Raw genomic sequence first — 19,055 nt, 5'->3', positions numbered from 1 at the left:
GCGGCGGCGGTCCCGCGCATATGCATGTGCGAGGAGGGGATGGTGCCGTGGCGGTGGAGGTGGGGCTGCTGCTTCCGGGGGAGTGGGCCTGGCTGGCGGCGCGCTCCGCGGAGACCGCCCTCGCCCACGTGGAGCCGGCGCTGTGGGCGTGGACGAACCCGGCCGCGGTGGCGGCGCGGGTGGAACAGAACCTGCGGGCGCTGCTTTCCCAACCCGGGAGCGCCGCGCTCGTGGCACGCGCGAGCGGCAGCCCCGTTGGCTACCTGGTGGTGGCGCTGATGCCTGACGAGCTCACCGGGGTGCCGACGGGGCTGTTCTACGACATCTACGTGGAGCCCGCCCACCGGGGAACGGGGGTCAGCAGCCGCCTCACCGCCGCCGGTGAGGCGCACTGCCGCGCATGCGGGGTGCGGGTGATCAGGCGGTACATCCATCCCGAGAACACGCCGTCGCTGCGCCACGCCCTGCGGGACGGCTGCCGGGTGGAGCGGCTGGCGCTGGTGAAGGTGCTGTGAGGCTGCCTGGGCGGGCCGATGTCCCGGGGGCGCATGCCGGTGGCTCTGGCGTGGTGGTGGTGGGGAGGCAGCGTGCTGGTGGCGGGCCGCGGCCCCGGGGGAGCTTCGCGGGGTAGCCCTCAGCGGCGGCTTCGGCGATGTGCCGATCGCCGGTAGCAAGCGTGCTGGCGGGCACTCTCCGCAGAGATGCCGATGGGCTGGCGTCATGGGCGCTCCCATGGCGGGTGCTTTCCGCCGGCAAGGCTACGGCGGGGGGCTGCGCGGCGCCTTGCCGAGGCCCTATGGCCGGGCGGCAGAAATATGGGGAAAATTTCCCCATATTTTTCACGAAATGCAGGGAACTCCTCCCCCTATCGCGGGCTTCTGGCACCCAGTTCAGCCGTTTAGGACACCTTTCCGGGCTCGGACGGGGGCAAATGGACAGGGTTTGCCGGGGCTCGGCAAAGGTGTAGCGCCGCTCAAGTTGACATAATGGGCAATATGGGGAGATTTTCCCTGTATCTCGTGAAAATTATGGGGAGCAGTTCCCCCTATCTGCTGCGGTGGCATCGGCCCCGGGCGGGCGTCCTATCCCACCGTTGCCCGGGTTTTCCCCGGCCGCACGGCGGCGTCCCCCCATGAGGCGCGCAGAACGAAAGGAAGTGGTGCAGTGCTTGACCATCGCTCGGCGGGCCTCTCCGACGAGCAGGCGGTGGCGATCTACCGCTGGATGCTCCTCACCCGGCGGCTGGACGAGCGGCTGAGCCTGCTCCAGCGGTCGGGCGCGATCCCGCTGGCCGTCTCCAGCCGCGGGCACGAGGCGGCGCAGGTAGGGGCGGCGACGGCTTTCACCCGGGGACAGGACTGGTGGTTCCCCTACTACCGGGACCTGGGGGCGGTGCTGGTGGCCGGCAGCACGCCGCTGGACGTGATGCTCTCCGCCTTCGGCCGGGCGGCGGACCCGTCGTCGGGCGGGCGCCAGACGCCGTACAACTGGGGCGACCGGCGGCTGAACATCGTCGCGCGGTCGGCGCCGGTGGGGGTGCAGATCCCCCAGGCGGTGGGGGCGGCCCAGGCCGCGGTCCGGCGTGGCGACCGGGTGGTGGTCTACTGCAGCTTCGGCGAGGGAGCCGCCTCGCAGGGCGACTTCCACGAGGGGCTGAACTGGGCCGCCCTGTACCGGCTGCCCGTCGTCTTCCTCTGCCAGAACAACGGCTGGGCGATCTCCGTGCCGGTTTCGCGGCAGCTGGCCGGGGGCAGCGTGGCGGCGCGGGCGGCGGGTTACGGGATCGAGGGGATCTGCCTGGACGGGGGCGACCCCTTCGCCGTTCACGCCGCGGTGCGCCGCGCCGTGGCCCGGGCGCGGGCGGGCGGCGGGCCGGCGCTGATCGAGGCCCGCGTCCACCGGATGGATGCGCATACCTGCGACGACAACCACACGAGGTACCGGTCTCCCGAGGAACTTGCGGAAGTGCAGCGTGCCGACCCGCTGCCGCGGGTGGCGGAGTACCTGCGGCGGGTGGGGCTGCTGCGCGAGGGCGGCGAGGCCGCGCTGGAGCGGGCGGTCGCCGCGGCGATCGACCGGGCCGAGGAGCAGGCCCGCGCGGCGCCCCTGCCGCCGCCGGAGCACGCCCTTGAGCCGTGACAGGCACGTGCTTCGGTGCCGCCACAGATGGACGGCGTGCCTGCGACGGCGAACTCGACGGGGAAGGCGGTAAGGACGGGGGTACGGGGGTGGCGGCAAGGACGGGGGTACGGGGGTGGCGGCAAGGACGGGGGTGGCGGGCTCGGCGGGGACGGCGGGCGTGCGCGGGGCGGCGATGCGCCACGTGCGGTTGGCACGCGGGGGGTGGCGTGCGCGGGGCGGCGATGCGCCGCGTGCGGCTGGCCCGGCAGCGGCCGGGGGTGAGCAGCACGGCGATGCGCCCGTGGCGCTTGACACGGCCCCCATCACACCCGCACCTGCTCCAGCGCCTCCTTTACCTTGCTCAGGAAGCCGATCATCTCGGCGCCGTCCACGGCACGGTGGTCGGCCGTCAGGGCGAGGTACATCATCGGCCGCACAGCGATCTGGTCGTTGTCGAGCACCACGGGGCGCTTCTTGATCGCCTCGAAGGCCAGGATGCCGACGTTGGGCGGCTGGATGATGGGGGTGCCGAACAGCGTGGCGCCCCACCGGCCCGTGTTGGTGATGACGAAGGTCTGGCCCGACATGTCGGCGGGCGAGGCGAGGCCCGCCTTCGCCTTCTGCGTCTGGATGTAGATGTCCCGCGCCAGCTCCCAGAAGCTCTTCCGCTCGGCGCCCTGCACGGACGGGAGGAGGACGCCGCCCGGCACGCTGGTGGCGATGCCGAGGTTGATGTACCGCGGGATGATGAACCCCTGCGGGGTGAGCATGGCGTTCATGATGGGGTACGCCTTGAGCGCCTGGATGGTGGCGCTGGCGAAGAAGGGCAGGTATGTAAGCGGAAGCCCCAGGTGGCGGGCCGCCAGCGGCTTCAGCGCCTCGCGCACCTCGATCAGGCCCGTCGCGTCCACCTCGGCCACCACCGTGACCGGGGCCGTCGCCCGCTGGGCGTGCTCCAGGTTCAGCATCGAGACCCGCCGCAGGTGGCTCAGCGGCAGGGTGACGAACGGGGGAAAGGGTGACCCTCCCATCGCCAGGGGGTTGTCGGGGGTGGCGCCGGGCAAGAGGAGCGGCGCCCCCTGAAACAGGCTCGCTGGCATCGGCACGACTGTTCCTCCCTCCCACCGGAATGCTGCACCAGCATATGCCGCCGCCGGCCACACGCTCCTGCGCGGCCCGACGAACAGCCGGAAGCCCGGCGCACTGTCGGGGATCCGCAGGTGTACGCTGTCACAATAGACCGGCTCTTGAACTCCGATTGAAAACATCAGGAGTCGCGAAGCCTTACAGCCGTAAGGCTCCGGCAGGATTGGCCCGAAGGCCGGGCGTAATCAAATAACCGAACGCGCAGCCCCCGGTGGAATGTGCGCTCCGGAACAAGCGGGGAGGGCTTAGATGGTCGAGAAGCCTGTGATCTTCATCGTCTCGGACTCAGTGGGGGAGACGGCCGACCTGGTCACGCGCGCCGCACTGGCGCAGTGGGGCCGGACCGGCGTGGAAATCCGCAGGTTTCCCATGGTCGACGATTCCTTCTCACTCCGGGAGGTGATCGATGCTGCTCGCCAGCAGCCCACTCTGATCGTCTACACCATCATCGTTCCGGAAATCCGACAAGAGCTCCAGCGGCTGGTTGAGATGTGGAACATCCCGTCGGTGGACATCATGGGCCCCATGCTCGAGGAGATGTCCAAGCTGCTCGGCGCACCCGAGAAGCTGGAGCCCGGGCGCATGCACCGTCTGGATGATGAATACTTCCGCCGTATCGAGGCGGTCGAGTTTGCGGTGAAGTACGACGACGGCAAGGACCCCCGCGGCTTCCTGCGGGCGGATGCGGTGCTGATCGGCGTCTCCCGCTCCTCGAAAACCCCGGTGTCGATGTACCTCGCACACAGGCGGTACAAGGTGGCGAACCTGCCCCTGGTCCCCGAGGTAAGCCTGCCCAAGGAGCTCTTCCTCGTCCCGCCTCACAAGGTGGTTGGCCTGCGGGTCAGCCCCGAGAAGCTCCATCAGATCCGCGAAGAACGAGTCAAGACCATAGGCCTGAGATCAGATGCCAACTACTCAAGCATGGCACGAATTCTCCAGGAGTTGGACTACGCCGAGTCTGTCTTCAAGAAGGTCGGCTGCGCGGTGATTGATGTGACGAACAAGGCGGTTGAAGAGACGGCGGTCCGGGTCCTGGAAATCATCAACCGAGGGGTGAATTTCGGTGACTAGGAAGTCGGTTTACCTTTTCGAAGAGGGCCGGGCTGACATGCGCATGCTGCTGGGCGGCAAGGGCGCCAACCTCGCCGAGATGACGGTGATCGGTCTGCCGGTGCCTCCTGGCTTCACGATCACCACCGAGGTCTGTCGGGAGTACCAGACCACCAAGAGCCTGACCCCCGAGGTCATCGAGCAGATCGACGCGGCGCTGGCTGCGCTCGAGAAGAAGATGGGCAAGCGCTTCGGCGACGCCACCAACCCGCTGCTCGTCTCCGTCCGCTCCGGTGCGCCGGTCTCCATGCCGGGCATGATGGACACCATCCTCAACCTCGGCCTCAACGACGAGACCGTCGAGGCCCTGGCCCGGGCCACCAACAACCCGCGGTTCGCGTGGGACTCCTACCGGCGCTTCATCCAGATGTTCTCCAACGTCGTGCTGGGCATCGGCCTGCACAACTTCGAGGCCATCCTCGATGAGCACAAGAAGCGCCACGGCTTCACGCAGGACATCGAGCTGCAGGCTGAGCACTTCAAGGCGATCGTGCCGGAGTACAAGGCGCTGGTCGAGAAGACCATCGGCAAGCCCTTCCCGATGGATCCGCGGGCGCAGCTGATGGCCGCGATCAACGCCGTGTTCGAGTCCTGGGACAACCCCCGGGCCCAGGTCTACCGGCGCATCAACAAGATCCCCGAGACGCTGGGCACGGCCGTCAACGTGCAGGCGATGGCCTTCGGCAACATGGGCGACGACTCCGCCACCGGCGTCTGCTTCACCCGCAACCCGAACTCCGGCGTCAAGGAGTTCTACGGCGAGTACCTCCCCAACGCCCAGGGCGAGGACGTCGTGGCCGGCATCCGCACGCCGTACCCGATCTCGCACCTGAAGGAGACCATGCCCGAGGTCTACGATCAGCTCTTCAACCTGTGCGAGCTGCTCGAGTCCCACTACAAGGACATGCAGGACATCGAGTTCACGGTCGAGCGGGGCAAGCTCTACATGCTGCAGTGCCGCGCCGGCAAGCGCACCCCGGTCGCCTCCATCAAGATCGCCGTCGACCTCGTCAACGAGGGCAAGATCTCCAAGGAGCAGGCGATCCTGCGGGTCGAGCCGGACAAGATCAACAACATCCTCCACCCGGCCATCGACCCCAAGGCGAAGCTCGACATCCTGGCCACGGGTCTCGCCGCCTCGCCTGGCGCCGCCTCCGGCGTCTGCGTCTTCGACCCCGACCGGGCCGTCAAGCTGGCGGGCGAGGGCCAGAAGGTCATCATGGTCCGGCCTGAGACCTCGCCGGACGACATCCACGGAATGGTCGTCTCCCAGGGCATCCTCACCTCCCGCGGCGGCATGACGTCGCACGCCGCCATCGTCTCCCGCGGCATGGGCAAGCCCTGCGTCGTCGGCTGCGAGGCCATCAAGATCGACCTCGAGGCCCGGCAGTTCACCGTGAACGGCCGCGTGATCCGTGAGGGCGACGTCATCTCCATCGACGGCGCCACCGGCAACGTGATCGCCGGCGCCGTGCCCGTGGTCGACCCCGAGCTGTCGCCCGAGTTCCGCACGCTGCTCACCTGGGCCGATGAGATCCGGACCATGGGCGTGCGGGCCAACGCCGACACCCCGCAGGATGCCCTCCGGGCCCGCGAGTTCGGCGCCGAGGGCATCGGCCTCTGCCGCACGGAGCACATGTTCGGCCAGGGCGGCCACCATCCGGAGCGGATGGTCGTGGCCCGCGAGATGATCCTGGCCGAGGACAAGGAAGAGCGCATGGCCGCCCTCGAGAAGCTGCGCGTGATGCAGCGCGAGGACTTCTACGAGATCTTCAAGGCCATGGATCCCCATCCCGTCACCATCCGCCTGCTGGATCCGCCGCTCCACGAGTTCCTGCCGGACGAGGAGGACCTGGCCATCGAGGTCGCCCTGCTCCGGGCGAAGGGCGGAAACGCCGAGGAGCTGCGGGAGAAGGAGAACCTGCTGCGCAAGGTGCGGGCGCTCTCCGAGATGAACCCGATGCTCGGCTTCCGCGGCTGCCGCCTGGGCATGATCTACCCCGAGATCTATGAGATGCAGGTCCGGGCGATCTTCGAGGCCGCCGCGCAGTGCAACAAGGAAGGCATGAAGGTCGAGCCCGAGGTCATGCACCCGCTGGTCGGCATCGTCACCGAGTTGGCCTTCCTGCGGGAGATGACCGACCGGGTCGCCCGGGAGGTCATGGAGGAGACCGGCGTCACGTTCAAGTACATGGTCGGCACGATGATCGAGGTGCCGCGCGCCGCCGTCACGGCCGACGAGATCGCCGAGCACGCGCAGTTCTTCTCCTTCGGCACCAACGACCTCACGCAGACCACCTTCGGGTTCTCCCGCGACGACGCCGAGGGCAAGTTCCTCGCCCAGTACGTGGAGCGGAAGGTCCTGCCCGAGAACCCGTTCGTCAGCATCGACCGCAAGGGCGTGGGCAAGATGGTGGAGATCGCGTGCGAGCTCGGCCGCAAGGCCCGGCCCGAGATCAAGCTGGGCGTCTGCGGCGAGCACGGCGGCGATCCGGCCTCCATCGAGTTCTTCCAGAGCGTCGGCCTGACCTACGTCTCCTGCTCGCCCTACCGGGTGCCGGTAGCCCGGCTGGCGGCCGCCCAGGCTGCGGCCAAGGCCAAGGGCGAGAGGGCCACTTCCAGCACGGTGTAGTCGCGACCTGCAGCGACTTGCGAGCGGGGCCCGTCTCCTGAGCGGGGAGGCGGGCCCGCCCCGTATCTGGCGGCGGCGGCGGACGTCTTTGAAGGTGAACGGTCGGGAGCCGCGGCCTCGTGATCCTCCGAACATATGGCAGGAATCGGAGAAGCACCTGTCGAAAGGGAAAGCTAACGCAAAGCACCCTCGCCGCCGCCCTGATGCTCGCGCTCGGTGGTCCAGAGGGGTTTTCTATTGCGGGATGATGGGGTGGTGATCGGTGTCCCGATTCGACCAGGCGTTCAAGGACGAGGTGCGGGCCAAGAACGACATCGTCGAAGTGATCTCGGCCTACGTCAAGCTTGAGCGGCGGGGCAACCGGTACGTCGGGCTCTGCCCCTTCCACAGCGAGAAGACCCCGTCCTTCCACGTCATCCCGGACCGGCAGTTCTACCACTGCTTCGGGTGCAAGGCGAGCGGCGACGTGTTCACCTTCCTGATGGAGCGTGAGCACCTCACCTTCTACGAGGCGCTGGTCCAGCTGGCCAGGCGGGCAGGCATCCCGCTGCCCCAGGAGGAGCGCACGCCGGAGGAGGAGCGCGCCTACCGGGAGCGCCGCGACATGTACGCCGCCCTCGAGCTGGCGGCTCGCTTTTATCACCACCAGCTCTTCTCCGAGGCCGGCAAGGAGGGGTTGGACTACCTGCTCCGGCGCGGGCTGACCGAGGAGACGATCCGCCGGTTCCGCCTGGGCTGGGCGGTGGGGCGGGGCGCGCTCTACCGGGCGCTGCGGGGGCGGTTCCCGGCGGAGATCCTGCAGCGCGTCGGGCTGATCGTGCCCCGGCGCGACGGCGAGGGCTACATGGACGCCTTCTTCGAGCGGGTGATGTTCCCCATCACCGACCTGGCCGGCCGGGTGATCGGCTTCGGGGGACGGATCCTCAGCGGCGAGGGCGCGAAGTACAAGAACACCGCGGAGACCCCGCTGTTCTCCAAGCGGCACGTGCTCTTCGGATTGGATCAGGCCAAGGAGGCAATGCGCGCGAGGAATCAGGCTATCCTTGTAGAAGGATATATGGATGTCATCATGCCTCATCAGGCGGGCTTCCAGAATGTGGTCGCCCCCCTGGGCACGGCCCTCACCGACGAGCAGTGCAGGGTGCTCCGCCAGCAGGCCAGCCAGGTCATCGTCGCCTTTGACATGGACACGGCGGGGCAGATGGCCACGCTGCGCGGCCTGCAGAAGCTCTACGACACCGGCTGCGACGTCAGGGTCCTGCGGATCCCGGACGGGAAGGATCCGGACGAGTTCATCCGGACCCACGGCCCGCAGGCGTTCGCCGCAGCCATCGACCAGGCCGTGCCGCTGATCGAGTTCCGCATCGACCTCGTGCTGCCCCGGTCCGGCCAGGCGACGCCCGAGGCGAAGGCCAAGGCGGTGGAGTCCGTCGCCCAGGTACTGGCCGACGTCAAGGACGAGGTGCTGCGCGAGGCCTACGTCGACCAGGTGGCGGAGCGGCTCGCGGGCGACAACCCGCTGGCGAAGCCCGACCTGAAGCTGGCCATCGATCGGCAGATGAACCGACTGCTCCGGCGGGGATTCCAGCATAATCTGCCAGATACCAGGAATAATAGAAGGGGTCCGGGAGAGCCTGTTACGCCCGGACCGTACCGTCGTCTGGCGGCACAGCCGCTGGTCACCCCCGAGGAGGGGGTGCACCGGGCCGAGCGCGCGCTGCTCTACCTCCTGCTCGAGCACCCCGGCCTGGTGGGGCTGGTTGAAGGGGAGCTGGGCGCCGAGCCCTTCGCCGATCCCCGCCACAAGCAGATCTACGCGGCCGCGCGGCAGCTGGTCGCCGGGGCCGGTGCCCGTCCGGGCGGCCTGATCACCCGCCTGCTCGACGAACTGCCTGATCCGGAGGCGAAGAGCCTCCTCACCGAAATGGCAGCCAAACCGATGCTGACCACCGATCCGGAAAAGGAAGCGGCAGACTGCATCGAGAAGATAAGTAAGCATAGAGATTCGAGGAGAAAAGAGGACTTGGAGAACCTGATTAGGGCCGCAGAGTCAGCGAAACAGAGGGTGGACCCGGCCATATGGAACGAGTACGTGGCGCTTGCGCGTAAGCTCAAGGCGTCCCGATCTTGAGGCGGCAGCGGAAGGGGGGAAGTCATCATGGAGTCCAAGGAAGCGAAGGTGCAGACCGCGCGTGAGCTGGTCAAGGAGCTCATCGCGAAGGGCAGGCGCAAGGGCAGCCTCAGCTACAGCGAAATCGCCGACTTCCTCCAGGGGATCGAGCTGGAGCCCGAACAGATGGAGGAGATCTACGACTCGCTGGTCGAGGCGGGCATCGAGGTGGTGGGCGACCGGCCGGACGAGGCCGTGGACGAGGACGACGTCGCCACCCTCGTGGAGGCCGACGCGGTGCCGGCGCCTGACAGCGAGCCGGACGGCGAACCCGCGCCGGACGAAGAGGTAGAGATCGACCTTTCTGTTCCCGAAGGGATTGCCATTGATGACCCGGTCCGCATGTACCTCAAGGAGATCGGGCGCGTGCCGCTCCTGACGGCGGAGGAAGAGGTCGAGTACGCCGAGCGCATCGAGAAGGGCGACGAGGAGGCAAAGCGCCGGCTGGCCGAGGCGAACCTGCGCCTGGTCGTCTCCATCGCCAAGCGGTACGTGGGCCGGGGCATGCAGTTCCTCGACCTGATTCAGGAGGGCAACCTCGGCCTGATCAAGGCCGTCGAGAAGTTCGACTACCGCAAGGGGTTCAAGTTCTCCACCTACGCGACGTGGTGGATCCGCCAGGCGATCACGCGGGCCATCGCCGACCAGGCCCGGACCATCCGCATTCCGGTGCACATGGTCGAGACCATCAACAAGCTGATCCGGGTGACCCGGCAGCTGGTCCAGGAGCTGGGCCGCGAGCCGACCCCGGAGGAGATCGCCGAGCACATGGACATCTCGGTGGAGCGGGTACGCGAGATCCAGAAGATCGCGCAGGAGCCTGTCTCGCTGGAGACCCCCATCGGCGAGGAGGAGGACTCGCACCTGGGGGACTTCATCGAGGACCACGAGGCTCCGGCCCCGGCCGAGGCGGCTTCGTTCACGCTGCTGAAGGAGCAGCTGGAAGAGGTGCTGGAGTCCCTGACGCCCCGGGAGGAGAAGGTCCTGCGGCTGCGGTTCGGTCTGGACGACGGCCGGGCCCGCACGCTGGAGGAGGTCGGCCAGGTCTTCGGCGTGACCCGTGAGCGGATCCGGCAGATCGAGGCGAAGGCGCTGCGCAAGCTGCGCCATCCGAGCCGGTCCAGGAAGCTGAAGGACTACTTGGACTAATCGTGACGTGGAACCGCCCCTGCCAGACCGGCAGGGGCGGTGCTGTTGTACGCCCGGCATGGGCGTCAGGTTATCGACGGAAGTCCGACCCGAGTCAGGTAGTTCGGCTCGGTCGCCGAGTCACAGGGGTCTGCCTACGTGTGGCCCCTCGTCCACCTGAGATGCACCGAAACCGGAACGCCACTCGGGATGCTCCGATCCTCGGGTGGCCTTCGACGACTTCGGATTCTCGATTGTACCCATCCAGGACTTGCCGCCGTCGTCACTGCGTAGAATGGCAGTCGTGCTGTGCTGGCTATCGCTCATGACCAGCCAGCCTTGTCGCCTGAGACAGGCGGTGCTCCGCCCATGGTTGCCCGTACCACCTCCAGGCGGCCACCGGCCGGTGAATATACCGCTACCCAGGCCGTATCAGCCCACGCTTCAAGAGCGACCGGATACCCACCAGGGCCTGGCGGAGCCTCTGGCGCTTCCGCCTCAAACGGCCACGGCTATTGCGGCGGGGCCGCTTGGCCACAGCCCTGCCAATCTGACGGGCGTCGCCCCACCGGGCGGCGCCTCCTGCGCGTTTTCGGGCATGAGGGGCCGGCTGCGGCGGTGAACGGTCGCCGGTGTTCAGTGAATGGCGCGCCATTCAGCCCGCCCGCGGGCAGTGGGCTGGTCCGCCCGGGGCGAAACTGCCACGATTGAGCGATGAACCGCACCGGGCGGCATGTGAACGGTGGTGCAATCGGGGGCAGGTCCACGGAATTTCATCCGGCAGCCGAAACGGGCCGTTCGTCGCCCGCCCGGCGACCGTCGTGTGCAACTTTTCTATACTATCGCTACGATAAAGTTGGTCGAAAGGCGGTGGATTCTCCTGTGCTGACCCTTGAGGGCCTGTCGATCACCGGGGCGATGGGCGAGCGCTACGGCGAGGTGCTGACCCCGGAGGCGCTCGCATTCCTGGTGGAGCTGCACCGCCGGTTTTCGGCCAGGCGGGACGAGCTGTTGGAGCTGAGGCGGGAGCGCCAGGAGCGGCTCGACAGGGGGGAGCTGCCCGACTTCCTGCCCGAGACCCGCGCCATCCGCGAGGCGGAGTGGACCGTGGCCCCGTATCCCCCCGACCTGGCGGACCGCCGGGTCGAGATCACCGGGCCGGTCGACCGGAAGATGATCATCAACGCCCTCAACTCCGGCGCCCGGGTGTTCATGGCCGACTTCGAGGACTCCACCTCGCCGACGTGGGCCAACATCATCGAGGGCCAGATCAACCTGATCGACGCCGTGAACGGCACGATCTCGTACACCTCCCCGGACGGCCGGGTCTACCGGCTGAAGGAGAAGGTCGCGACGCTCTTCGTGCGGCCCCGGGGCTGGCACCTGCCCGAGCGGCACATCGCGATCGACGGGCGTCCGGCCTCGGGCAGCCTGGTGGACTTCGGTCTCTTCTTCTTCCACAACGCCCGGCGGCTGCTGGAGAAGGGGAGCGGGCCTTACTTCTACCTGCCGAAGCTGGAGAGCCACCTGGAGGCGCGCCTCTGGAACGACGTCTTCTGCTTCGCCCAGGAGTACCTCGACATCCCCCGCGGCACGATCAAGGCCACCGTGCTGATCGAGACGATCCTCGCGGCCTTCGAGATGGATGAGATCCTCTACGAGCTGCGGGAGCACTCGGTGGGCCTCAACGCCGGCCGCTGGGACTATATCTTCAGCTGCATCAAGAAGTTCCGGAACCGGCCCGACGTGCGCTTCCCCGACCGCAGCGCGGTCACCATGACCGTCCCCTTCATGCGCGCCTACACCGAGCTGCTGGTGAAGACCTGCCACCGGCGCGGCACCTTCGCCATGGGCGGGATGGCGGCCTTCATCCCCAGCCGGCGCAACCCCGCGGTCAACGCCGTGGCGCTGGAGAAGGTGCGGCAGGACAAGGAGCGGGAGGCGAACGACGGCTTCGACGGCACCTGGGTGGCCCACCCGGACCTGGTGCCCGTGGCGACCGCCGTCTTCGACGAGGTGCTGGGCGGCCGGCCGAATCAGATCGACCGGCAGCGGCCGGACGTCTCCGTGACGGCGGCCGACCTCCTCAACTTCGCCGCGACGCCGGGGGCCGTCACCGAGGAGGGGCTGCGGCTCAACCTGAACGTCGGCATCCAGTATATCGAATCCTGGCTGCGCGGGGTGGGGGCGGCGGCTATCCACAACCTCATGGAGGATGCCGCGACGGCCGAGATCTCCCGCTCGCAGGTCTGGCAGTGGCTGCGGCAGCGGGCGGCGCTGGCGGACGGGCGGCGCGTCACCCCGGAGCTGGTGCGCCAGCTGATGGACGAGGAGCTGGAGCGCATCCACCGCCAGGTGGGCTCGCGGGCCTTCACCTGCGGCCGGTTCCACGCCGCGCGGCAGCTCTTCGAGGCGGTGGCGATGAAGGAGGACTTCCCGGAGTTCCTGACCCTGCCGGGTTACGCCCTGATCTGAACCGCACACAGGACGAGGAGGAGGATGACGGGATGCGCACAGACGACAGGGTTCGGCGCGAGGCGGCCGAACTGGAGCGGGAGTGGGCGACCAGCCCCCGTTGGGCAGGCGTGGAGCGGCCCTATTCGGCCCGGGACGTGGTGCGGCTCAGGGGTTCCTTCCAGGTGGAGTACACGCTGGCCCGGCGGGCCGCGGAGAAGCTCTGGCACCTCCTGCACACCGAGGATTACATCCCGGCCCTCGGGGCCCTGACGGGCAATCAGGCGGTGCAGATGGTCAAGGCCGGGCTGAAGGCGATCTACCTGTCCGGCTGGCAGGTGGCGGCGGACGCCAACCTGGCGGGGCAGATGTATCCCGACCAGTCGCTCTACCCGGTCAACTCGGTGCCGGCGGTGGTGCAGCGCATCAACAACGCCCTGCGTCGGGCCGACCAGATCGCCTGGTCGGAGGGCAGGTGCGACATCGACTGGATGGTGCCGATCGTCGCCGACGCCGAGGCGGGCTTCGGCGGCCCCCTCAACGCCTTCGAGCTGATGAAGGCGATGATCGAGGCCGGCGCGGCCGCGGTGCACTGGGAGGACCAGCTGGCGTCGGAGAAGAAGTGCGGCCACATGGGCGGCAAGGTGCTGGTGCCGACGAGCCAGCACATCCGCACGCTGGTGGCGGCCCGCCTGGCCGCGGACGTGATGGGCGTGCCCACGCTCATCGTGGCCCGCACCGACTCGCTGGGCGCGACCCTGCTCACCAGCGACATCGACCCGCGGGACCGGGAGTTCCTCACCGGCGAGCGGACCGTGGAGGGCTTCTACAAGGTGCGCAACGGCATCGAGGCGGCCATCGCCCGGGGCTTGGCGTACGCCCCGTACGCGGACATCATCTGGTGCGAGACGGCCACACCGGACCTGAACGAGGCCAGGCAGTTCGCCGAGGCGATCAAGAGGGCCTACCCCGACAAGCTGCTGGCCTACAACTGCTCGCCCTCCTTCAACTGGAAGCGCCACCTGGACGACGCAACCATCGCCCGGTTCCAGCGGGAGCTCGGCGCCATGGGCTACAAGTTCCAGTTCATCACCCTGGCGGGCTTCCACGCCCTCAACGCCTCGATGTTCGAGCTGGCCAAGGGCTACGCCGCCGAGGGGATGACGGCCTACGTGCGGCTGCAGGAGAAGGAGTTCGCCATGGAGCGGGACGGCTACACGGCAACCCGGCACCAGCGCGAGGTGGGCACGGGCTACTTCGACGAGGTGTCGCAGGTGATCTCCGGCGGCAACTCGTCCACCCTGGCGCTGCGGGGCTCCACCGAGGAGGCGCAGTTCACGGTAGCCGACTAGTGTCCCGATCGCAAGATTGCAGCGGTGAGACGGGGCAGCGCGGGTTGCGGCCGAGATCATTCCCACAAGATCTCGTCCGCACGCGCTGCCCGTCCTCGCCTGCGTGAATCTGCCGCGGCAGGGTCCCTGCGGCCACTGCTGGACTGAAATGGAAATTCCCAAGGTGAAAAATGATGGTTGACTTCATCGCGCTACCGGGGTAAAATACGAGCGTGTCCATTCCGGCGTAGCTCAGCGGTAGAGCGTCCGGCTGTTAACCGGAGGGTCGTAGGTTCGAATCCTACCGCCGGAGCCAGTCGAGACAGGCGGTTCGGCCGCCTGTTTTTTCTGTTCGCCCCTTCGCCCTTGTTGAAAGTGAGCGGGTCGCGTAAAATGGCTTATGCGGGCCCTTAGCTCAGCGGTCAGAGCTGCCGGCTCATAACCGGTTGGTCGTAGGTTCGAATCCTACAGGGCCCACCAACGATGAGAAAGCGGATCACCCGGAGGGGTGGTCCGCTGTGACTTCAGAGGCCGTGGCCCCAGGACTGTTTCCGCAGTCCCGGGGCCTTACCGTCTTGCTCACCTGGCGGGGTGTGACTTCGGATTGGGTCTCACCGCGGCATGCACCCATGCCTCTGACGTGGCCGTTGGACAGGTCAAGTCCCGGCCGGCATACTCGGTACGGATCTTGGCATCCATTGGTTGGGCGAAAGAGCGACGCCTCAGGGCCGTTCGTCCCTCAGTGAGAACAACACTCGATTGGTGTACCCGTTATCCTCACATCGAAGGGTTACGGCCAAGTCTTGCAAGAGCTGGATGATCTCGCTCTCTGACAGACCCGTCGTGTCGAAAGGAGTCCCTCCCGTGGGATTATGCTTCTCTCCCGGAGCAACCTCGCCCATGCCCCATCCCCGGTTCGATTCCCGAATCAGGCGCTTCTTCAGCTCTTCCGGCCACCAGTCAATCCACCACTCTGCTTCCTTGCAGGTCTCTGTTCCGGCGTTTACAACGCTTACCGAAAACGCCACCTCTGTTTCGTCAGTTGTGATCCGCACAATGCGCATCGTCGCATCCGCGAGAAGGTGTACTCCAGTGAACACGGGTTCTTTCGGCATCGAGCATCCAGCAAGCAAAATAGCAAGAAGTACGCACGCGATCCCCTTACCCAACCTCATTCGGGCTCCTCCCACACAGCTGAAATATGCAAGAGCAACTACTCGGGTGGTACGATGCGGCCTTGCAAGCGCCACAACCATGGTCCTGCATGACGCGGTTCGCGGAAGCGCCCAGCAAATATTGTAATGAGTCGTCGATTACGTGCAAGACAGCCCCGGGATTTGGAGGATTCGCCGCTGGCAGAGGGAACCGGTGGTGCGGGGTAGAATGATTGGGCGAAGGTCAGGGGCAAGGGGGACGTGAGCGAGTCTGCGCGACGGGAGGCTGACGACGGTGAAGACGGAACCGGAACTGCACGCACCGATCCTGCTCTGCGACGAGCACGGGCGACTCAACCCGGACGCCGTGGGCTGGTCGCGCCGCCCTCTGCACCGCTGCAACCTGCGTGGCCACTGGCTGCGCAAGAAGCGCTGGAACTACTGGGCGATCACCACCGACACCCACCTCTTCTCGCTGACGCTGACGCACCTCGACTACGCCGCCCTGGCGTTCGCTTACTTCCTCGACTTTGCCACGCACGAGTTCATCGAGCAGACGGTCCTGCACCCCTTCGGGAGGCGACTGGTCCTCCCCGAGGGCGTGGAGGGGGACGTGCTCTTCGAGGATCCGAGGCTCCGCATGCTGATGGCCGACGACGGCACGAACGTCCGCCTGGTGACGGAGAGCCCTGACTTCGGCGGGATGTCCCTGGAGGCCAGCTTCACCGTCATCCGCCCGCCCGGCCAGGAGTCCGTCAACGTCGTCATCCCGTGGAGCCGCAGCCGGTTCCAGTTCACCTCAAAGCAGGAGGCGCTGCCCGCACGGGGCGAGGTGCGCCTGGGGGACCGGCGGATCCCCTTCGACGGCTTCGCCTGCCTCGACTTCGGCCGGGGCGTCTGGCCCTACCGGGGCTTCTGGAACTGGGCGGCCGCCTCCGGGGTCCAGGGCGGCCGTACCGTGGGCCTGAACCTGGGCGGCGGCTGGACCGACGGCACGGGGATGAACGAGAACGGCTTCGTCGTGGACGGGCGTGTGACCAAGGTCCACGACGACCTGCGCTTCGAGTACGACCCCGCCGACTTCATGCGCCCCTGGCGCATCCGCACCCGGGCCACGGATCAGGTGGACCTGCTCTTCGAGCCGTTCTTCGAGCGGGTGGCCAAGACCGACGCGCTGATCGTGCGCTCCGAGGTTCACCAGATGATCGGGCGCTTCAGCGGCAGTGTGACGACGGTCGACGGCGAGCGCATCGCCATCGACCGGATGGTCGGCTGGGCAGAGGAGCACCGCGCCCGCTGGTGAGCGGGCGGCGGCAGCGGCCGTCCGCACCCGCCAGCGCACCTCCAGGCGGGTCTGCTTCTTGACCCGCGGCACGGCGATGATGTGATACGGCTGGGTCGTGGCCTGCGTGACCGGGCGGCCCGGGGCGGGGCGCACCTCCACGGCCGAGACCCGCAGGCTCTCCCCCTGCAGCGCCGCCTCCACGATCTGCAGGCTGTACCCTCCCGTGGGCCGCTCCCCCGCGAAGAGGGCGACCACCGACCTGCGGCCGAAGTCGACCGGAGGCATGGCGGGGGGCGGGTCGAAGCGGCTGGCGTGGCGCCGCCACAGGGCCTCCCACTCGGCGAGGCTGGTGATGAGTGCGGCCTCCTGGGACGTGATGCCGCTGTGGCTGCCCCTTGCCAGCGTGGTGAACCCCTCGCCGCCGGCGGGGGTGCCGCAGCCGGTCAGGGCGAGGGTCAGGGTCAGCAGTACGAGCGGCCAGCTCAGCAGCCGCCCGGCGGGCCTGGCCGTCTGGTTCACAGCTCTGCCTCCCTTGTCCCTTTTGCACAGCTTTCCCGAAGTCCGGCGCGTCGAACCGGGCCGCCCCGGCGAACCCTAACGCGCGATGGGAGGACTGCCGCCCGCATGCTTCAGCTGCCGCCCCGACTCGCCGCCGTGGCCCGCCATGTGCCGCAGGGCCAGACCTTTGCCGACATCGGAACCGACCACGCTTATCTGCCCGCCCACCTGGTGGCCGCGGGCCACGTGCCGCGCGCTGTCGCCGGCGACATCCTGCCCGGGCCACTGGCCGCAGCGCGCAACACCGTCGACGCGGCGGGCCTCGCCGACCGCATCGACCTGCGGCTGGGTCCTGGCCTCTCCGTGCTCGCCCCGGGCGAGGCCGCCTGCGTGGCCGTCTGCGGCATGGGCGGCCCGCTGATCGCCCGCATCCTGGAGGAGGGGCCCCTCGCGGGGGTCCGCCGGCTCGTGCTGCAGCCGATGGGGGGCGAGGCGCAGCTGAGGCGCTGGCTGGCGGCCAACGGCTGGAAGCTGGTGGCCGAGGAGATCGTGGAGGACGGCGGGCGGCTCTATCCGGTGCTGGTGGCGGAGCCGGGCGAGATGGCCCTCAGCCGCGCCGAGGAGGAGGTCGGGCCGTTGCTGCTCCGGCAGGGAGGGCCGCTGGTGCGGCGCCACGTGGCGGAGAAGCTGGCCCTGGCCCGGCGGGCCCTGGAGGGCGCGCAGCGGTCGGACCGGCCCGCGGCGAGGGCGCGGGCGGCCGAACTGGCCGGCCTCGTGCGGCTGCTCGCCGAGGCTGCCGAACGCCTGGGCGAGGCGCCCGGTGGCGGCCCCCCCGGCGCTTCAGCGGAGACCATCGGTCATGTATAATTTAGGAGATCGCAGACCTGTGGAGGTGCTGCCGGTGACGACCGTCGCGAAGATCGCGGCCTATGTTGAGGAACTGGCCCCGCTCGAATGGGCGGAGTCGTGGGACAATGTCGGCCTGCAGGTGGGCGACCCCGCCGCGCAGGTAGAGCGGGTGCTGGTCGCCCTTGAGCTGACCGACCCGGTGCTGGAGGAGGCCGAGCGCGCGGGGTGCGACCTGGTGGTGGTCCACCACCCGCCCATCTTCCGGCCGCTGAAGGCGCTGCGGTTCGACGGCGCGGCTGCGCGGCGGCTGCAGCGGCTCATCGTGAAGGGGATCGCCCTGTACGCCGCCCACACCAACCTCGACCAGGCGGCCGGCATGACCAACGACTCCCTGGCCGCCGCCGCCGGACTCTCCGAGCACCAGGTGCTGAAGCGGGCCGGCGAGGAGCGCTTCCTGAAGCTGGTGGTCTTCGTTCCCCGGGGCCACGAGGACGCGGTGCTGGAGGCGCTGGCCCGGGAGGGCGCGGGCCACATCGGCAACTACAGCCACTGCACATTCCAGGCCCCCGGCACGGGCACGTTCCTGCCCCTGGAGGGCACCAACCCGTACATCGGGCGGCAGGGCCAGCTGGAGCGGGCGGAAGAGGTGCGGCTGGAGACCATCGTGCCCGAGTCCGCCGCGGCCCGGGCCGTGCGGGCGATGATCGCGGCCCACCCGTACGAGGAGGTCGCCTACGACCTCTACCCGCTGGCCAATCCCGGGCGGGTGCGGGGCCACGGCCGCATCGGCCGGCTGGCGCAGCCGGTGACCCTGGCCGCGCTGGCCGAGCGCCTGAAGGCCGCCCTGAACACCCCCACCGTGCGGGTGGTGGGCGATCCCGGGCGGCAGGTCGCCACGGTGGCGGTCGGCGCCGGCGCTGGCTCTGACCTGATCCGCCCCGCCGCGGCGCGGGGGGCCGACGTGCTGGTGACCGGCGACGTGCGCTACCACGAGGCCCAGGACGCGCTGGACCTCGGGATCGCCGTGGTCGATGTCGGCCACTACAATGCCGAGGCCATCGCCGTCCGGCCGCTGGCCGCCTACCTGCGGGAGCGGCTCCGGAAGGACGGCGCGGCGGTCGAGGTGAGGGAGGCGCAGTCGGGCGGCGACCCGTTCCGCTTTATCTAGGAGGTGGCC

13 protein-coding genes, 2 tRNA genes and 1 pseudogene are annotated in these 19,055 nt (G+C 68.5%); 13 read left to right on the top strand and 3 right to left on the bottom strand.

Going from position 1 to position 19,055, the window contains the following annotated elements; genetic code table 11:
* The first annotated feature begins 47 nt into the window (after window positions 1–47).
* Window positions 48–515, top strand: a complete 468-nt coding sequence (locus J2Z79_RS04715) for a GNAT family N-acetyltransferase (RefSeq protein WP_209465709.1) — start codon at window positions 48–50, stop codon at window positions 513–515.
* Between the two features lie 649 nt (window positions 516–1,164).
* Entirely contained in the window at window positions 1,165–2,139 is a 975-nt protein-coding gene (locus J2Z79_RS04710; protein ID WP_209465708.1) for a thiamine pyrophosphate-dependent dehydrogenase E1 component subunit alpha, read from the top strand.
* Between the two features lie 305 nt (window positions 2,140–2,444).
* Here the strand turns inward: J2Z79_RS04710 and J2Z79_RS04705 are convergent, their stop codons facing one another.
* A complete protein-coding gene (locus tag J2Z79_RS04705; RefSeq protein ID WP_245302168.1) occupies window positions 2,445–3,221 on the bottom strand; it encodes a 2-oxo acid dehydrogenase subunit E2 in 777 nt (258 codons plus the stop codon).
* A gap of 295 nt (window positions 3,222–3,516) precedes the next feature.
* Here J2Z79_RS04705 and J2Z79_RS04700 point away from each other — a divergent pair, with 295 nt between their 5' ends.
* The 8 genes from J2Z79_RS04700 (at window position 3,517) to J2Z79_RS04665 (ending at window position 14,572) form a co-directional block, all read left to right on the top strand.
* Window positions 3,517–4,338 carry a pyruvate, water dikinase regulatory protein gene (locus J2Z79_RS04700; RefSeq protein ID WP_209465706.1) on the top strand — a complete coding sequence of 274 codons (822 nt, stop codon included), beginning with the start codon at window positions 3,517–3,519 and terminating at the stop codon, window positions 4,336–4,338.
* The gene (gene ppdK, locus J2Z79_RS04695; RefSeq protein ID WP_209465705.1) at window positions 4,331–7,009 is read left to right on the top strand and encodes a pyruvate, phosphate dikinase; all 2,679 of its coding nucleotides are present in this window, start codon (window positions 4,331–4,333) and stop codon (window positions 7,007–7,009) included. Before J2Z79_RS04700 ends, ppdK begins: the two co-directional genes overlap by 8 nt.
* A gap of 262 nt (window positions 7,010–7,271) precedes the next feature.
* The gene (gene dnaG / locus J2Z79_RS19095) at window positions 7,272–9,140 is read left to right on the top strand and encodes a DNA primase (protein ID WP_209465704.1); all 1,869 of its coding nucleotides are present in this window, start codon (window positions 7,272–7,274) and stop codon (window positions 9,138–9,140) included.
* A 27-nt stretch (window positions 9,141–9,167) separates the two neighbouring features.
* On the top strand, window positions 9,168–10,328 hold the full coding sequence (rpoD, locus tag J2Z79_RS04685) for an RNA polymerase sigma factor RpoD (RefSeq protein ID WP_209465703.1): 1,161 nt from the start codon (window positions 9,168–9,170) through the stop codon (window positions 10,326–10,328).
* A gap of 861 nt (window positions 10,329–11,189) precedes the next feature.
* Window positions 11,190–12,782: a malate synthase A gene (gene aceB, locus J2Z79_RS04680; protein WP_342589414.1), complete on the top strand. Its 1,593-nt coding sequence runs from the start codon at window positions 11,190–11,192 to the stop codon at window positions 12,780–12,782.
* A gap of 32 nt (window positions 12,783–12,814) precedes the next feature.
* The gene (gene aceA / locus J2Z79_RS04675) at window positions 12,815–14,113 is read left to right on the top strand and encodes an isocitrate lyase (RefSeq protein ID WP_209465701.1); all 1,299 of its coding nucleotides are present in this window, start codon (window positions 12,815–12,817) and stop codon (window positions 14,111–14,113) included.
* A gap of 220 nt (window positions 14,114–14,333) precedes the next feature.
* Window positions 14,334–14,408 (top strand) — tRNA-Asn (locus J2Z79_RS04670).
* 88 nt (window positions 14,409–14,496) lie between these two features.
* A tRNA-Ile gene (locus tag J2Z79_RS04665) sits at window positions 14,497–14,572 on the top strand.
* Window positions 14,573–14,814: 242 nt separating this feature from the next.
* On the opposite strand, the gene J2Z79_RS04660 is transcribed toward J2Z79_RS04665, so the two are convergent.
* Window positions 14,815–15,267, bottom strand: a complete 453-nt coding sequence (locus J2Z79_RS04660; protein WP_209465700.1) for a hypothetical protein — start codon at window positions 15,265–15,267, stop codon at window positions 14,815–14,817.
* A 274-nt stretch (window positions 15,268–15,541) separates the two neighbouring features.
* Between J2Z79_RS04660 and J2Z79_RS04655 the strand changes: the two genes are divergently transcribed.
* Window positions 15,542–16,549, top strand: a complete 1,008-nt coding sequence (locus J2Z79_RS04655; protein WP_209465699.1) for a DUF2804 domain-containing protein — start codon at window positions 15,542–15,544, stop codon at window positions 16,547–16,549.
* Between the two features lie 78 nt (window positions 16,550–16,627).
* On the opposite strand, the pseudogene J2Z79_RS19260 reads toward J2Z79_RS04655, so the two are convergent.
* Window positions 16,628–16,816, bottom strand: a pseudogene (locus J2Z79_RS19260) (protease complex subunit PrcB family protein); the annotation flags it as partial.
* 339 nt (window positions 16,817–17,155) lie between these two features.
* Between J2Z79_RS19260 and J2Z79_RS04645 the strand changes: the two are divergent.
* Both J2Z79_RS04645 and J2Z79_RS04640 read left to right on the top strand, forming a co-directional pair.
* Complete coding sequence (locus J2Z79_RS04645) at window positions 17,156–17,896, top strand: tRNA (adenine(22)-N(1))-methyltransferase (RefSeq protein WP_209465698.1); 741 nt, start codon at window positions 17,156–17,158, stop codon at window positions 17,894–17,896.
* A 19-nt stretch (window positions 17,897–17,915) separates the two neighbouring features.
* Entirely contained in the window at window positions 17,916–19,046 is a 1,131-nt protein-coding gene (locus tag J2Z79_RS04640; protein ID WP_342589413.1) for a Nif3-like dinuclear metal center hexameric protein, read from the top strand.
* Window positions 19,047–19,055: the final 9 nt, after the last annotated feature.

The sequence above is a fragment of the Symbiobacterium terraclitae genome, from assembly GCF_017874315.1.
Classification (GTDB): domain Bacteria; phylum Bacillota; class Sulfobacillia; order Symbiobacteriales; family Symbiobacteriaceae; genus Symbiobacterium; species Symbiobacterium terraclitae.
This window is presented reverse-complemented; position numbering and strand designations above follow the sequence as displayed.

What these genes read in the sequence shown, in the direction of transcription:
- J2Z79_RS04705 (WP_245302168.1), bottom strand. Translation starts at nt 3,221, where the DNA reads ATGCCAGCGAGCCTGTTTCAGGGGGCGCCGCTCCTCTTGCCCGGCGCC.
- J2Z79_RS04700 (WP_209465706.1), top strand. Translation starts at nt 3,517, where the DNA reads ATGGTCGAGAAGCCTGTGATCTTCATCGTCTCGGACTCAGTGGGGGAG.
- rpoD (WP_209465703.1), top strand. Translation starts at nt 9,168, where the DNA reads ATGGAGTCCAAGGAAGCGAAGGTGCAGACCGCGCGTGAGCTGGTCAAG.
- aceA (WP_209465701.1), top strand. Translation starts at nt 12,815, where the DNA reads ATGCGCACAGACGACAGGGTTCGGCGCGAGGCGGCCGAACTGGAGCGG.
- J2Z79_RS04660 (WP_209465700.1), bottom strand. Translation starts at nt 15,267, where the DNA reads ATGAGGTTGGGTAAGGGGATCGCGTGCGTACTTCTTGCTATTTTGCTT.
- J2Z79_RS04645 (WP_209465698.1), top strand. Translation starts at nt 17,156, where the DNA reads ATGCTTCAGCTGCCGCCCCGACTCGCCGCCGTGGCCCGCCATGTGCCG.